This window comes from Acidianus ambivalens, assembly GCF_009729015.1.
In the GTDB taxonomy this organism is placed as follows: domain Archaea; phylum Thermoproteota; class Thermoprotei_A; order Sulfolobales; family Sulfolobaceae; genus Acidianus; species Acidianus ambivalens.
On sequence record NZ_CP045482.1, the window covers coordinates 1,974,246 to 1,989,421 of the forward strand.

Here is a 15,176-nt window from a genome sequence, read left to right on the forward strand (position 1 = left end):
GAAATGAAAGTTCTTGGTATTGAATCTACTGCACACACTTTTGGAGTCGGAATAGCGGAAGATAAACCTCCTTTTATTTTAGCCAATGTTAGAGATACTTATGTACCTAAATCTGGTGGAATGAAACCTGGAGATCTAGCAAGGCATCATGCAACAGTTGCTCCAGATATACTAGCAAAGGCACTTGAAGAAGCAAAAACTAGTATAGAAGATATTGACGGAATAGCAGTAGCATTGGGGCCAGGAATGGGTCCTGCTCTTAGAATCGGTGCAGTAGTAGCTAGAGCATTAGCATTAAAATATAACAAGAAGCTGATACCAGTTAATCACGGAATTGGACATATAGAAATAGGATATTTAACCACAAATGCCAAGGATCCGCTCATTTTATACTTATCTGGAGGAAATACAATAATAACAACTTTTTATGAAGGAAAGTTTAGAATTTTTGGTGAGACTTTAGATATAGCTTTAGGAAATATGATGGATGTTTTTGTCAGAGAAGTAAATCTAGCACCGCCATATGTTGTTAATGGGAAGCACGTTATAGATATTTGCGCTGAAAATGCTAAGGATTTAATAGATTTGCCATATGTTGTTAAAGGACAAGATATGTCGTTCTCTGGACTACTGACTGCTGCACTGAGAGCTACAAAAAAATATCCAATTCCAGATATTTGCTATAGTATAAGAGAAAACGCATTCGATATGCTTTTAGAAGCTACTGAAAGGGCATTGGCATTAACAGAAAAAAAGGAAATTATGGTAGTAGGTGGAGTTGCGGCTAGCGTTAGTTTACGTAGCAAACTAGATTTACTAGCTAAAGATTGGAGTGTTGAAATTAAAATTGTTCCTCCACAGTTTTCTGGTGATAACGGTGCAATGATAGCCTATGCTGGGCTTTTAGCCTTAAAGAGTGGAGTCACTATACCTATAGAAGAGTCAGTTGTAAAGCCTAGGTGGAGAATAGACGAGGTAGATATTCCTTGGAGGAATTAAAACTACTTAAAAGAGGTGCAGAATCGCAAATTTACGAAACGTATTTCTTAGGAATCCATGCAATAGTTAAGAAACGAATATCTAAAGCATACAGAGATCCTAAACTGGACAGGAAAATAAATTTAGAAAGAACTATTATGGAAGCAAAGCTCATGTATAATGCGTTAAAATCAGGTATAAATGTCCCTGCTATACTTTACATAGATAAGGATAATTTCTCAATAATAATGGAATTTATAGAAGGAATAACAGTAAAGGAAGTATTATGGAAAAACCTTTACGACCCAAAGAAAATAGGCGAAATGATAGGAGAAATAGCATTAAGATTACACAGCTCACAGATAGCTCATGGAGACTTAACAACTAACAATCTTATTTTGAAAGAGAATAAGCTATTCTTAATTGACTTTGGGTTATCAAAAAGAACTAATGACGTAGAAGATTTCGCTACAGATGTCCATGTATTTTTAAGATCATTAGAAAGCGTCCATCCTGATAAAAAGGATGAAGTATTTGACGGATTTAAATTAACTTATTCAAAATTTAAATTATATGAAAAAGTTATGGAAACTTTGAAAGATATTAGAATGAGGGGTAGATACGTTGAAGAAAGAAGAAGTAAAAGTAGTAACAGGGAATAAGAGAAAATTTGAAGAGATGAATCAAATAGCATTACAATACGGTATTAAACTATCAATGATAAATTTGCCTAAATTTGAAATCCAAGCAGATAGGTTAGAAGACGTGGTTAGGCATGCTGCTTCAGTTTTTTATTCAATATTAAACGAGCCTATAATCTTAGAAGATAGCGGCCTCTTTATAGAGGCATTAAACGGGTTTCCAGGACCTTATACTAAATTTGTGAAGAAAACGTTAGATATTAATGGCATTCTAAAACTTATGAAAGGTGAGAAAAACAGGAATGCGTATTTTAAAACTGCATTAGCCTACGTGAATGAGAATGAAATTAGAATATTCACTGGAGAAGTTTACGGTAAAATAGCAGAAGAGGCTAGAGGAAATAAAGGTTTTGGATTTGACCCTATTTTTATACCAGAAGGTTCCGAGAAAACTTTTGCAGAGATGGAGATAGAAGAGAAAAATAAATACTCGCACAGAAGTAAGGCTTTTAAAAAATTCCTTGATTATTACATTCATTTATAGATTTTAGTCTCTTCAATGCTTTCATCATTAAGTTTCTTATAATATTTCTCATAATAAGATGAGATAAACGACATATCCTCTTCTGTTAGATCTTCTAATTCTTCTGTCTTTACAAATTCCTCCAACTCTTTAATTGTAGTAATATTAGGAACTACAGTAGAAACATTAGGATTAGCTAATACGAATTTTATAGCTAATTGAGATAACTTCATACCTTTTGATTTCGCAAATTCTAACATTCCTTTGCTGTTATTTACTGCTTCTTCAATCCATTTAATGTTCTTTAAACTTCTATGAAGATTTTTATTCTCGCCTATTGGCCATTTATCTTCAATTAAGGCATCAGATGCGTGAGGAACTCTTACTACGTTACCTATCCTATATTTAAGAAACTCCTTGCCCGGATATTGTTCAATCATATTATAAATATGCTCTAAACCTTCATACCCAATTTTTATTGCCTCTAAGCCTTCTTCTCCCCAACCGAGTGTAGGTCCTAATGCGACTCCTATTGCTCTAACTATACCGTCTTTTTTAAGCCCTTGCATAAAATCAAAGATTTCCTTATTCCTAATTACGTTCATTTTTGGATTATGCAACATAAGAATGTCAACATAATCTGTATTTAATCTCTTTAATGATTCTTTTATTGCAAACTCTAAATAATCTATATTAAAATTCTGTTCTATCTTCCTCCCCTTTTTATTATAAAAATCGTAACCTATCTTAGTTAATATAACTATATTGTCTCTTTTATTTCCTAGCGCTTTAGCAAGTAATTCTTCAGCTTTTCCTTCGCCGTAAATATCTCCAGTATCGTAAAAAGTTATACCTAATTCATAAGCTTTTTTCAAAATTTCTTCAGCATTTACATTTGGGGCCCACCAGTCAGTAGCAAGACTCCATAATCCTACTCCAATTTCTGAGACCCTTATTCCAGTATGACCAAAGTCTCTTTCTCTCACGTTATACCACTACTAATAATTTTAAACATTCTTAAAAATAAAGGTAAACATCAATACATGCTTGTTAGACTAGAAGAAAAAGAGTTCGATAAAATATTTAGCAAATTAAAAGAGCAAGTATATGAGTATAACTCTAAAATTAGTGGCAGTGAAGTATATTTGAAACCTTATCATGTAGTATATAAAAATGGTAAGAAATATATTTATATAGGAAAATACTGGTATAAACTGGAAAAATATAATGGAAAGATAAAATGGATATATCTTGGAAAAGAGAAACCACTTGCAAATTTACCAGATCCCCCCAAGTTTCCAGAATTTACTATAATAAAGGATGAAAAAAGTTACATTGTTGACGAGAAATTTTTAAATAATTTCTAATGAAAGTCTTGATTTTATAGCTTCTTTATTCATTTTTATTTTTAACCCATTTATTATCATTATTAGGTCTTCCATGTCCAATTTTATTAGTTCGCTTATAGCCAAAGCGGTAACAGGAGTAAATGGAGAACCCATAAATGCATATATTGAAGCTTTTCTAGCTTCTATTCTAGCTAATCTATACAATGAATATAACGCTGAATACGCATCGCCTAATTCGATATTCCTAGAGTATTGTGTCCTTCTTAATATATTGGCTACTTCTTCCATTTTTGAAGATTGCAAATCTCTTATAGTATCAGGCAATATCTTACATGTTAATGGTATTACTATCTTCTGCCTTATCGCTAAGCTAGCTGAGTAATAATCTTTGTATCCACATATTATTGCTTCTGCAGCAGCTTTCCAGTCACCTTTAAAGGTATCAATTATTGACGATAGTTTATCGATAAAGTAAAAGTCAAGAAGAGACTCTAACTGGGATAAATTCCTTGGATTTTTTGATAATGCGTATTCTAATGCATTAGAATATATTGTTCCTCTTATAATACTCCTTAGTTCTTCTATAGTTGTTGGATTGGACTCAGATATTTTTGAAAGAAATACAATTTTTGATGGTCTTGATTTATTATATATTCCAGCAATTATTGACTTAAATTCATCTAAAGTTAAATAATAATAATATAAATCTACAATGTCGTGAGCAGACTTAACTGAAGATGAAAAATTTAATATTTTATAAATTTGATCAATTGCTCTTCTTTTTATTTCTATCTCAGCGTCATCAAATGTTGCAGGAATATCTTCTATAAAGTTTCGTTCTTTTAATATACTTAATACATTTTTCCAATCATTCTCAGCTAATAGCTCTGTTACAAGCCCTTTAGTTAATGTTGTTGATTTAAATAATCTAGAAATCGAGGAAATATATGCTAAAGAAGGAGAACTCACTTATATGCACCTTTAATTGCATTTAAAACTTCTGACACAGCTTTTTCCAAGTTTTTATTAGCCTTTTCTTTTATTTCACTTATTTTCTTTTCCCTCTCATCAGCATAATTCTTTCTTAACCTATCTATTTCTTCTTGAGTTTCTTTAGAAATATTTGAAGAAATCTCATCAAAGATTTTCTTTACTTCCTTATCCATTTCTAGGCTTAGGCTATAAGCTAAATCTATTAGTTTTTTCGCATCATCAGAGGTAGTAGCTCTAATTTTATCTAAATCATTTTCAAATTCGACTATAATCTTTGGATAAATTGAAAAGTTAGAATCGCTCATTTGATTATAATTATAGAGAAGTTCCTTTTATATATTTCCTGCCTCTAATTAGGTATCCAGTATGCATTACTCCAATGTTCTTTGGTCTAACAGCGTTTTCCTTTACTTGGTATTCCCTGAGTATTAGTTCTTCAGCATGAATGTCTATAAATCCCTCATTTCTCATTTGTAATACAGTTTTCTCTATTTGATTTACTGTAGGAACGAATACTATAAGCGAACCGGAAGGTTTTAATGCCTCATAAGCCTTTGATACAGCGTTCCAAGGATCGGGCATATCTAAAATTACAGCAGAAACTTCTTTTTCGTCTATTCCTTGTCTTATATCCTTAATTTTGAATTCTATACGATCTAAAAGATTTAGCATTAACGCATTTTGCTTAGCTTTATTCTGCATATCTTCTCTTACATCATAGCTTATGACTTTGCCGTTAGGGCCTAAAAAGTAAGCTAAAGTTATTGTTAAAAATCCAGATCCAGTACCTGCTTCTACTACAGTATCTCCAGGCTGTATTCCAGAGGCATAAATTATATACGAAGCGTCCTTAGGATAAACAACTTGTGATGGTCTAGGTAAAGTAGTATAAATATCCATAGGTGTAGGCTTTAGTAAATATGCCTCACCTTTTGATATTTTTATTATTTCGCCATATTCTTTTCCTATTAGCTGATCATGAATTATGTAACCTTTGTCAGTATCAAGTCTTTTGCCTTTTTTTACCTTAATCAGGAATGCTCTCTTATTATCAATCCAAATTGTAACTGGATCGCCTTCTTGAATTGGCACATGTATAAATCTCATTATATTAAAAATGTTTATCTTCTAAAGAGTAGTTACACTAAATATAAATGAACAAAATTCAAAAAGCCATTAAAATTTTAACTTTCAGCATTGGTGTCTTAACTCATTATGTCGTTAATACCAGCCTTCATCATTCACTCTTTTATCCATAATTCCTTTCTAATAAAATCACCTATGGCTGCTCTAATTACTTCGCTTCTTGATTCGTATCTACCTGTGTTTACTAATTCATCTATAGCTTCTAAGAATTGTTCCGGTAGTTTAACGGTTATTATTTTCATAAAGATCGATTATTCACCTAAGTTGAAACTGCTTTTAAGAATTATTGCAACGTAATTTTTTCTTATTTTGCTTGAGTCCATAAATGGTTAAAATAAACGGTAGCGATGTCTACGATATACTTATGATTTGAGAATAGACCAGAAAGCTTATCTGCGTTTTTAATTATTAGCAAGACGGCTGTAGAAGTTATTAAACCGCTTCCAAACATGTTACTCAATTTACGTATTTGAAGTCCAGAAATTTCAGGAATGTTTATATCACTCTGAATTATTACTCTAAGATCTGGAGAAGTATAGCTTTTTGCCTTTATGGCTTGTATTATATCTTCGCTTAATAATTCTGGATAAGATATTGCAATTGAAACCTTATTGCCTTCGTCAAGTATTTCATAAAAGGTAGATTTAATTTTATCTGGAGGTATCATAGTTATACTGTAAGTAGACGAAGGCGATAATAATGAGGATAGTGGCTCTATGAATTCCTTTTCGAATTCATCGACTTTAATCTCGATCATTTTCTTAATACTAGCCCATAGATCTCTTAGAGGTATGGCTTCATAAACAGCTGGTTTTTTTCCTAATCTTTTAATCCATCCTCTTTCTTCCAGCTTTATGAGAAGAGAGTAAATTTTTGTATAGGATATTCCCAGTTGCTCTGCTAACTGCCTTGCAGTCATCTGACCTTCTAATAACAAGGTGGAATATATCCGTAATTCTGCTCTAGATATTCCTAAAATTGAAGCAAACCTAGAGACTCTTGCTAACGTATCTTCTAACGGATTACTATCCATTAAATTATTATAAGCCTATTCGCATTAAAGATTAATAGGTGTGTTAAATGGGTGGAGTAACAAAAAAGCCTATTAGTAACATTGAAAAAAGGTTAAAGAGGCAAGAAGAACAACAGCAGAAAGGTAAAAAGAAGATAAGTAAAACCGGTAGTGAAGTTATATCAAAGAATATTCAAATTTCTGATGAAATGATTAAGAAAATCCAAGAAGAAATAAAAAGAGAAAAATTGATAACACCTTACGAATTAGCAACAAAAACTAACATAACACTAAGCGTTGCAAAACGTATTTTAAAGGACTTAAATGCTCAAGGAATAATAAAAGAAGTATTTAGAAATAGAAGGACTGCAGTATATATTAACCCTCAGGCTTAGGAATAGGTTTTTCATTCATTTTAGTCTTTTTGATACTCTTGCAAAGTCCATAAATTATTGATTCTATTCCATTTAACCTTGTATTCACACCTTCTTTATTTTGTGTTATCATAGAACTCTCTACGAGGACTATAGAATCTTCATCTTCTGCTTCCTTATAAACTAGAGAGTCTGGTGTAGCTATAAATGTTGGTGTGTATCCTACTATTTCTCCATCTTCATTTTCTATTATCTCGCCGTTTATCAGGTACGAAATTCCATTTTCAACACTTCTAGTTATTGCTACATACTTTATCAAATCTTGTTTTTTATTAACTGGCCTAGTGGTACCTATTATTAACTGTGAACCTCCTAGCGCCAAGATTCTGCTAATTTCTGGTGAAAATAGGTCATCTTCAGATAATACACCATACTTTTTATCTAAAACTACATAAATTGGTTCTTTACCTCCAGATATTCCGAGCTTTACGTCTTTTTCTGACATTATTATCTTCCTGTATTTACCTATTATTTCTCCATCTGGAGAGATAACCAGTGTAGTCAAGAATATCTTAGGGCCTGCTTGCTCTAAAAGAGGGCCTGCTATTAAGTGTATTTCACCTTCCATGGCTAGCTTCACTAAGATGTCAGTAGAATTGCCAGGTATTTTTTCCGCAAGATTTTTTACTACACTCCTCATTTTCTTCTCATTATTATATATCTCGAACGTGTTACCGACTGGAAATAGCGATGGAAGAATTATTAGCTTCGCACCTCTTTCTTTTGCAGTTTTTATTAATTTCTTTGCTTTTTCTATATTATGTTTTCTAGACATTTCCTTTAGTTTTAAATACGTTAACGAGATTAGCATAACTTTCACCCAATACTTTGTATTTCATCATATAATTGTTTTAATACTTGTCTATAATCTTCTTTACCGTCTTCTATAAGATCCATTAACTCAAGTAATTGTCTAGTTCTTTCTTCTGATACGAACTTAGAGTATTTACTCGTTAAAAAGTTATACACGTTAATCCCTAATTTAGATGGAACAAGTCTTTTAACTTTTTTGCTCTCTAGCATATATCCTCTTTTGAGCAATGTGGCAATGATTGTCGCATACGTACTAGGTCTACCAATTTTCTTGTTCTTCATCTCAGTTATAAGTTCGCCTTGAGTATAGAGTTGATAATCGCTCTTAACAAACGAAGAAGAAATGCTTCCCACAAATTCGCATTGGCCAGATTTACTACAGTCTTCTAGCTTCTTTATAGTATCTGCATAAGAAGAATCTCTGCTGGCAAAGTAAGACCTTGGATAATATAACGATAGCTTGTTCACATCTATTCCTCCTGGTAAAGAGACGTTAATTATTAACTCCATCTCCGGATTTTCCACCTTTAGTTCTTTACCGTTGCTCAAAACTTTAACGTTAAATTTTAATTTGTAAACATTTAACGGTACAATTTGACTGGATATAAATCTGGAAAATATAAGACCGTAAATTCTATAATGATTTAAAGTAAGCCTCTTAGGCAATTCTAGTTCTCCTTCTTCTATTAAAGCTCTTAATTGGCTCTCATCCAATGGTCTAGTAGGTCTAATAGCTTCATGTGCACCGCCTTCTCCCCAAGTTCTTGGCTTAAATATCTCCTTATATTTATCCTCAAGTACTTCTTTTAGATAATTCTCCGCAACAGCAATTCCCGTGTTAGAAATCCTAGTGCTATCTGTTCTATGATATGTTATTAAACCCATTTCAAAAAGATCTTGGGCTACCCTCATTGCTTCTGGAGCAGAAATTCCGTACAAATTGGATGCATCAGAAAGCATCTCGTCAGTCGTATATGGAGGCATAGGGCCAAATGTTTCTGACGACTTTGATATATTATAGACCACAACTTTAACATCATTTTTGTCTAAGTCTGCTTGCTTAGGGACAAGAACTGAAAGAGAATTAAGGAACTTAACTATAAATACTGTCCTTTTAGTTTCATTATACTTATTATACCTGTTTATAACCCAGCCTAATACTGGAGTTTGAACTCTTCCTGCACTTAAGTTTTTATTCTCTCCGCAGTCAGTTCTCTTTAATACTTCAGAACAGTACTGTGGCCAAAAAACAGTTTGCAGCTTGCTCGAGAGACTAAAACCTATCCATCTATCCTCAACTCTCCTTACAACTTGGGACTGCAACAGCGGTATAGAGAATTGTCTAGAATTATTTATTGCTTCTACTATTGCTCTCCTAGTTACTTCATGAAATTCTGCTCTTTTTATATTTGGATTATAAGGCCTTAAAGCTAAATATAAATCCCAAGAGATTTTTTCTCCTTCAACATCAGGATCTGTTCCAATTAAAATTTCATCGGCTTCCAATGCTAGTTGCCTAAATGAATTAATAACATCAATCTTATCTTTTATAATAGTTGACCCACACGTTGGGCACTTATTACCCTCAGCATATTCAGTGAATTGATGCCCATTGTTACATCTCTTTATTGTATTATAATATGGTATAAACTCTAGGTTCGAATTCTTTCTTACTTCTATTCCATGAATTCCTATATTTTTAGTAGTTAGATCATAAACATGTCCTCCACTTGCAGTAACCATTAATACTTTATCACCTATTACGGTCTCGTATATTATTGCTCCATTGAATACTCTTATACTCGGTTTAGAGAAGAAGTTAGATATTGTTTTGGCCTTATTAGGAGATTCTACAATAAATAATACTGTTTTTATATTTTTAACTGACGCTGAAGTTAAAAGGCCTTCCTTCTTTATTTTTCTTATTTTCTCTCTTTCAGAATCAATTCTCTTAAGTATTTCATGTAAATTATTATTTCCTATTTTATTATTATCTATATCAAATAGATTCCAGTTTACTTCATCTAAAACAATAGATAGACGTCTATTTAAGAGTTCAAATAATCTTGGATTATCTACCAGTAAAACGGATAACCCAGTTGTTAATTCTCCCCCAAAAATCCTTGAAGTTCTACCACTAGCTTGAATGTAAGTTAAATAATCTGGAGTTGAAATATATCCATTATTTATTGAAATTTCCCCTATTTCTGCAATTTTTTCTAGGATTTCCTCATTTCTTAAATATTTATTGGTTAAATCGTACGCCTCTTGGATATACTTGTCTTCAATTTTACCACTTTTTACAGAATTTGCAAGCATTACCAATGCCGCAGGAGATATACGCCTTAACTTGTTTCTTACTATCCTTAATATTTTAGTTACTTCTTCATCCTTAGATACCAATGAGATAAGGGTAAGCATTTTTAACATGGCTAAAGGATGCATTGTCTCTCCTATCTTAAACCTAAATCTAGGAATTCCTGCAAATACTGCATACCTTATTCTCCAAGGTATATCTATTCCCCTTACTAGTATACCGTAATGAGTAGCTACACCTACTAGAACGTCAATCTCTCCTTTCTCGAATTTATCTAATTTTGTAATAGACGTAGAAGAAATTGCTTCAGCCTTCAATCCAGAAATGCTTGATGCTATCTCATTAGCAAAAGATACGCCTTTATCTATAGGTACAAAAATTAAACCTCCACTACCTAGCTTATTCACAATCTTATTTACAATGTCAATTATTTCCTCGTCAGTAGCACTCGATAGTTGAACATAAGAATCTATTACATTCCTCAAATATATCACTGCACTGCCTGGCCTAAAGCCCATCAATGCTGAGAATACTGGATTACCTTTAGTTATAGTTGCGGAGGAAAATATAGCAATCTTATCTCCAGATTTTTTCTCTCTAATCTTTCTTATTTCGTCATATACTTCCTCACTATTCTTAGATTTTCTTAATAATTCTCTTACATTTTGAATATCATCTTCTGTAAATCCTACTAATTTTAATACAGCTCTTGCACTTTTACTTGATTTTAAAACAGAATCTACGTCATCGACAAATAGGTACTTGTAATCTTTTGTTGATATATAATCAACATTATTAATTATGTACCTAGATGTAGATACAAAAATGTCAAAGTCTCCAGATTCTAAAATCTTATTAAGTTCACTTTTTTGGGATTGAGTAATTCCAGAATAGTAATATACTAATTTCGGTACTTCCTCTAAACTTTTGCTCATTTCTTGTATTCTTTGAACAACTTGATTAACTAATGTCTTTGTAGGAAAAATCATTAGAGTTTTTCTTTGCTTTTCAGCAAAATACAAAGACATTAAAATTCCAAAAGTAGTTTTGCCTAAGCCAGGTGGTGCAATTATCGCAAAGCTCTCTCCTCTTAATGCTCTAACTATCCATGATCTCTGCGGTCCTAATGGTGGCGATCCTAGAACTCTCTTAAAAAGTCTTTCTACTTCTTTCAATTCTTTTAATATTTCATACGGAGAGCGTAAATTAATCAAGTTCTTATTTTTTAATAGATATAAGGCCAAATCGTACACTGAATTGAATTGAATGTCCTCTTTTATGCATTTCTCGCACGCTGAGCCTTTGTATAGTCTATTAGCAGTTATCTCTCCTCCGCAATTAGGGCATGAATTCATATAAACTAAGTTAGGTAAATCTTCACTCATTACTAGTGATTCTGAATAAGACTTATTTAAAAGGTTTAGCTATAGTATATTGATGTCGGCTCCAATTAAGCTTAAAGTATCTGAGGCTAGACAAAGGGATGTAGGAAGAAAAATAGCTAGACTATCAGAAAATTTAATGACAAAGTTAAAAATAGACGCTGGAGATTACTTGGAGATAATTGGACCCTCGGGCTCTTCTTTGGTTCAAGCTATGCCTGCTTATGATATTAACGACGACGAAATACGGATTGATGGTTATATAAGGAAAGCAATAGGAGCTAGCATTGGAGACGAAGTTGAAATAAGAAAGGCTACAGTAAATAAGGCTACTAAAATAGTATTAGCACCTACACAGCCAATAAGATTTGATCAAAGTTTTGTTGACTACGTAAAGGATCAACTCATGTATAAGCCATTAGTTAAAGGAGAGACAATCCCTATACCAATTTACACTGGTGTAATAGAACTTGTAGTAGTAAATACACAGCCAAGCAATTACGTATTCGTAAGTTCCGAAACTCAACTAGACATTAGAGAAGAGCCAGTCAAAGCTGAAACTACATACACTAAAGTTACATGGGAAGATATAGGTGATCTAGAAGACGTCAAGGAAAGAATCAGAGAAATTGTTGAATTACCTATGAAACATCCAGAATTATTCCAGCGTTTAGGAATAGAACCGCCTAAAGGAATACTACTTTATGGGCCCCCAGGAGTTGGAAAAACGTTGCTTGCTAGAGCTTTAGCTAATGAAATAGGGGCATACTTTATTTCAATAAATGGACCAGAAATAATGAGCAAGTTTTACGGTGAGAGCGAAGAAAGACTTAGGCAAATATTTGACGAAGCTAACAAGAATGCTCCCTCAATAATTTTCATTGACGAAATAGATGCAATAGCTCCTAAAAGAGAAGAAGTAACAGGAGAAGTTGAGAAAAGAGTAGTTGCACAATTGCTAACTTTGATGGACGGAATTAAAGGAAGAGGAAAAATAATAGTTATTGGTGCAACTAATAGACCAGATGCAATAGATCCTGCATTAAGAAGGCCAGGAAGGTTTGATAGGGAAATAGAAATAAGGCCACCAGATACAAAGGCTAGAAAAGAGATATTACAAGTTCACACTAGGAGTATGCCTCTTTCAGATGACGTAAACCTTGATGATATAGCAGAAATGACTAATGGTTACACAGGAGCTGATTTAGCAGCTTTAGCTAAAGAGGCAGCAATGGTTGCACTAAGAAGATTTCTAGCTACAACTAAAGTAAACCTAGATCAAGGACAGATTCCCGCGGAATTATTAAAGGAATTAAAAGTTACAATGAATGACTTTCTAGAAGCAATGAAATCAATACAGCCAACCTTGCTTAGAGAAGTATATGTAGAAGTACCAAAGGTTAGATGGAGCGATATAGGAGGATTAGAAGATGTTAAACAACAATTAAAAGAGGCCATAGAATGGCAAATAAAGTTCCCAGACGTTTTTACTAAATCTGGAATTAGGGCTCCTAAAGGAGTTCTATTATTTGGCCCGCCTGGCACTGGAAAAACAATGTTAGCTAAGGCTGTAGCGACTGAGAGTGGAGCAAACTTCATTGCAGTAAGAGGTCCAGAAGTATTATCAAAATGGGTAGGAGAAAGCGAGAAGGCGATAAGAGAGATCTTCAGGAGAGCAAGACAAACAGCTCCAACAGTAATATTCTTTGATGAGATAGATTCTATAGCACCTATGAGAGGTTTTGCTCATGATAGCGGCGTAACAGAAAGAATCGTTAATCAATTATTAGCAGAAATGGACGGAATCACACCATTGAATAAAGTCGTAGTTATAGCAGCAACTAATAGACCAGATATATTAGACCCTGCATTACTAAGACCAGGAAGATTTGATAGGCTTATATACGTTCCTCCGCCAGATAAGAAAGCAAGATTAGAGATACTTAGAGTTCATACTAGAAATGTGCCGTTAGCGGAGGATGTTAACTTAGAGACAATTGCTGAAAAAACCGAGGGATATACTGGAGCAGATTTAGAAGCAGTAGTAAGAGAAGCAACAATGCTTATGTTGCGTGAAGTCTCTGCAGTATGTGAGCAAAAATCCAGAGAAGCCTGCACAAAGGATGGCAAATTTGTAGAAGAATGTTATAATAAGGAAATGAGAAATTGTATGAATAACTTTAACAGTAAAGTTACGATGAAACACTTTGAAGAGGCTCTAAAAATAGTTTCTCCAAGCATAACTAAAGCAGATATTGAAAGATATGAAAGGCTTGCCAAGGAATTAAAGAGGAGTGCTGTAGTATGAAAAAATATAAAATACTTTTAATTATTGCTGATGGATTAGGAGATAGGCAAGTTAAATCGTTAGGTAATAAAACGCCTTTGGAAGTTGCAGATAAGCCTAACATAAAGGAATTACTTAAATCTTCACTAGTAGGTCTAATGGATCCCATAGGTCCTGGAATAGTAGCAGGTAGCGATACCTCACACATGGCAATATTCGGCGTGGACCCTCATAGATATTATAGAGGCAGAGGCGCGCTTGAGGCATTAGGTACTGGAGCTTATCTTACTGAAGGAGATATAGCATTTAGAGGAAATTTTGCAACAGTCGATGAAAACATGAACGTAATAGATAGGAGAGCCGGTAGAAAGATTGATGAAGGTGAACAACTAGTAAATGAGTTAAACCAGAAAATAGGAGAAATAGATGGAGTTAAAGTTACTTTTTATAAAGCCACAGAACATAGAGTTGCTGTAGTACTCTCAGGAAAGGATCTTAGCGATAAGATTTCTGACACAGATCCTCACGAAGTAGGGCGTAAGATTAAAGAATCTATCCCTTTAGATAATTCAATAAGCGCAAGAAGAACAGCCGAAATTGTGAATAATTTAACAAAAAGAATTTATGACGTATTATCAACTTCTATCTATAACAAGAATAGAATTGAAAGAGGAGAACCTCCTGCTAATATAATATTATTAAGGGGCGCATCAAAGTTTGTTGAATTACCTAAGCTATATAATTATACTGGACTAAAAGGAGGAGCAGTATCGGCTACTGCTCTTATAAAAGGCGTGTGTAAAGCAATAGGGATGGACGTGTTTACTCCAAAGGGTGCAACTGGAGGCATAGATACAAATTATGACGCTAAGGCAGATAAGGTTATAGAACTCTTTAAAGATGATAAATACGACTTCGTTTTCTTGCATATAAAAGCTACAGATGCCGCATCTCATGATGGAAAAGCCGAAGAAAAAGTTAAGGCGATCGAGAAAATAGATTATATAATAGGGAAGATATTAAATAATGTAGGAAGAGAAATAGTAATAATGTTCACTGGGGATCATGCTACACCGGTAGAACTTAAAGAGCACTCTGGAGATCCAGTTCCAGTTCTCCTTTATGTTCCAGACAATATAATTCCAGATAACGTAAGTGACTTTAACGAAAGAGAAGCTAGAAAAGGAAGTCTTAAGATAATAGGACTAGATGTAATGAACTTATTACTTAATTATTCCAATAGAGCAACAAAATATGGCGCATGAAGAAGCTCGAAAGGGCTGATAGGTGAAGAACCCGCG

The 15,176-nt window shown here is 33.4% G+C and carries 15 protein-coding genes; 7 read left to right on the forward strand and 8 right to left on the reverse strand.

Going from position 1 to position 15,176, the window contains the following annotated elements:
* The first annotated feature begins 3 nt into the window (after positions 1 to 3).
* From kae1 to D1866_RS11245, 3 genes are read left to right on the forward strand one after another with little or no spacing between them, the layout of a single operon-like run.
* Positions 4 to 999, forward strand: coding sequence for a KEOPS complex N(6)-L-threonylcarbamoyladenine synthase Kae1 (gene kae1, locus D1866_RS11235; RefSeq protein WP_152939940.1), 996 nt, complete (start codon positions 4 to 6; stop codon positions 997 to 999).
* The gene (locus D1866_RS11240; protein ID WP_155861169.1) at positions 960 to 1,640 is read left to right on the forward strand and encodes a Kae1-associated kinase Bud32; all 681 of its coding nucleotides are present in this window, start codon (positions 960 to 962) and stop codon (positions 1,638 to 1,640) included. The genes kae1 and D1866_RS11240 overlap by 40 nt, the downstream gene beginning before the upstream one ends.
* A gap of 16 nt (positions 1,641 to 1,656) precedes the next feature.
* Positions 1,657 to 2,163 carry an XTP/dITP diphosphatase gene (locus tag D1866_RS11245; protein WP_231136460.1) on the forward strand — a complete coding sequence of 169 codons (507 nt, stop codon included), beginning with the start codon at positions 1,657 to 1,659 and terminating at the stop codon, positions 2,161 to 2,163.
* Here D1866_RS11245 and D1866_RS11250 read toward each other — a convergent pair.
* Positions 2,154 to 3,128: an aldo/keto reductase gene (locus tag D1866_RS11250; protein WP_155861170.1), complete on the reverse strand. Its 975-nt coding sequence runs from the start codon at positions 3,126 to 3,128 to the stop codon at positions 2,154 to 2,156. The two genes, D1866_RS11245 and D1866_RS11250, sit on opposite strands and share 10 nt — an antisense overlap.
* 57 nt (positions 3,129 to 3,185) lie before the next feature.
* On the opposite strand from D1866_RS11250, the gene ubp reads away from it, so the two are divergent.
* A complete protein-coding gene (gene ubp / locus D1866_RS11255; RefSeq protein ID WP_152939944.1) occupies positions 3,186 to 3,509 on the forward strand; it encodes a UBP family nucleoid-associated protein in 324 nt (107 codons plus the stop codon).
* Here ubp and D1866_RS11260 read toward each other — a convergent pair.
* From D1866_RS11260 to D1866_RS11280, 5 genes are all read right to left on the reverse strand, one after another.
* A complete protein-coding gene (locus tag D1866_RS11260) occupies positions 3,495 to 4,460 on the reverse strand; it encodes a V0D/AC39 family V-type ATPase subunit (RefSeq protein ID WP_155861171.1) in 966 nt (321 codons plus the stop codon). The two genes, ubp and D1866_RS11260, sit on opposite strands and share 15 nt — an antisense overlap.
* Positions 4,457 to 4,789, reverse strand: a complete 333-nt coding sequence (locus D1866_RS11265; protein ID WP_013775504.1) for a hypothetical protein — start codon at positions 4,787 to 4,789, stop codon at positions 4,457 to 4,459. The genes D1866_RS11260 and D1866_RS11265 overlap by 4 nt, the downstream gene beginning before the upstream one ends.
* A 10-nt stretch (positions 4,790 to 4,799) precedes the next feature.
* Positions 4,800 to 5,591 carry a tRNA (adenine-N1)-methyltransferase gene (locus tag D1866_RS11270; protein WP_152939946.1) on the reverse strand — a complete coding sequence of 264 codons (792 nt, stop codon included), beginning with the start codon at positions 5,589 to 5,591 and terminating at the stop codon, positions 4,800 to 4,802.
* 134 nt (positions 5,592 to 5,725) lie between these two features.
* Positions 5,726 to 5,872, reverse strand: a complete 147-nt coding sequence (locus D1866_RS11275; RefSeq protein WP_013775506.1) for a ribbon-helix-helix domain-containing protein — start codon at positions 5,870 to 5,872, stop codon at positions 5,726 to 5,728.
* Positions 5,873 to 5,934: 62 nt separating this feature from the next.
* Positions 5,935 to 6,663 (reverse strand): TrmB family transcriptional regulator, encoded by a 729-nt coding sequence (locus tag D1866_RS11280; protein ID WP_152939948.1) that lies wholly within the window; start codon positions 6,661 to 6,663, stop codon positions 5,935 to 5,937.
* 47 nt (positions 6,664 to 6,710) lie between these two features.
* Here D1866_RS11280 and D1866_RS11285 point away from each other — a divergent pair, with 47 nt between their 5' ends.
* Positions 6,711 to 7,037, forward strand: coding sequence for a winged helix-turn-helix transcriptional regulator (locus D1866_RS11285; RefSeq protein WP_152939950.1), 327 nt, complete (start codon positions 6,711 to 6,713; stop codon positions 7,035 to 7,037).
* Here D1866_RS11285 and D1866_RS11290 read toward each other — a convergent pair.
* Positions 7,021 to 7,887 (reverse strand): carbon-nitrogen hydrolase family protein, encoded by an 867-nt coding sequence (locus D1866_RS11290; RefSeq protein WP_152939952.1) that lies wholly within the window; start codon positions 7,885 to 7,887, stop codon positions 7,021 to 7,023. The two genes, D1866_RS11285 and D1866_RS11290, sit on opposite strands and share 17 nt — an antisense overlap.
* A gap of 5 nt (positions 7,888 to 7,892) precedes the next feature.
* Entirely contained in the window at positions 7,893 to 11,591 is a 3,699-nt protein-coding gene (gene rgy / locus D1866_RS11295; protein WP_152939954.1) for a reverse gyrase, read from the reverse strand.
* A gap of 52 nt (positions 11,592 to 11,643) precedes the next feature.
* Here rgy and D1866_RS11300 point away from each other — a divergent pair, with 52 nt between their 5' ends.
* Positions 11,644 to 13,896: a CDC48 family AAA ATPase gene (locus tag D1866_RS11300; RefSeq protein WP_152939956.1), complete on the forward strand. Its 2,253-nt coding sequence runs from the start codon at positions 11,644 to 11,646 to the stop codon at positions 13,894 to 13,896.
* A complete protein-coding gene (locus tag D1866_RS11305; RefSeq protein ID WP_152939958.1) occupies positions 13,893 to 15,140 on the forward strand; it encodes a 2,3-bisphosphoglycerate-independent phosphoglycerate mutase in 1,248 nt (415 codons plus the stop codon). Before D1866_RS11300 ends, D1866_RS11305 begins: the two co-directional genes overlap by 4 nt.
* The last annotated feature ends 36 nt before the right edge of the window (positions 15,141 to 15,176 follow it).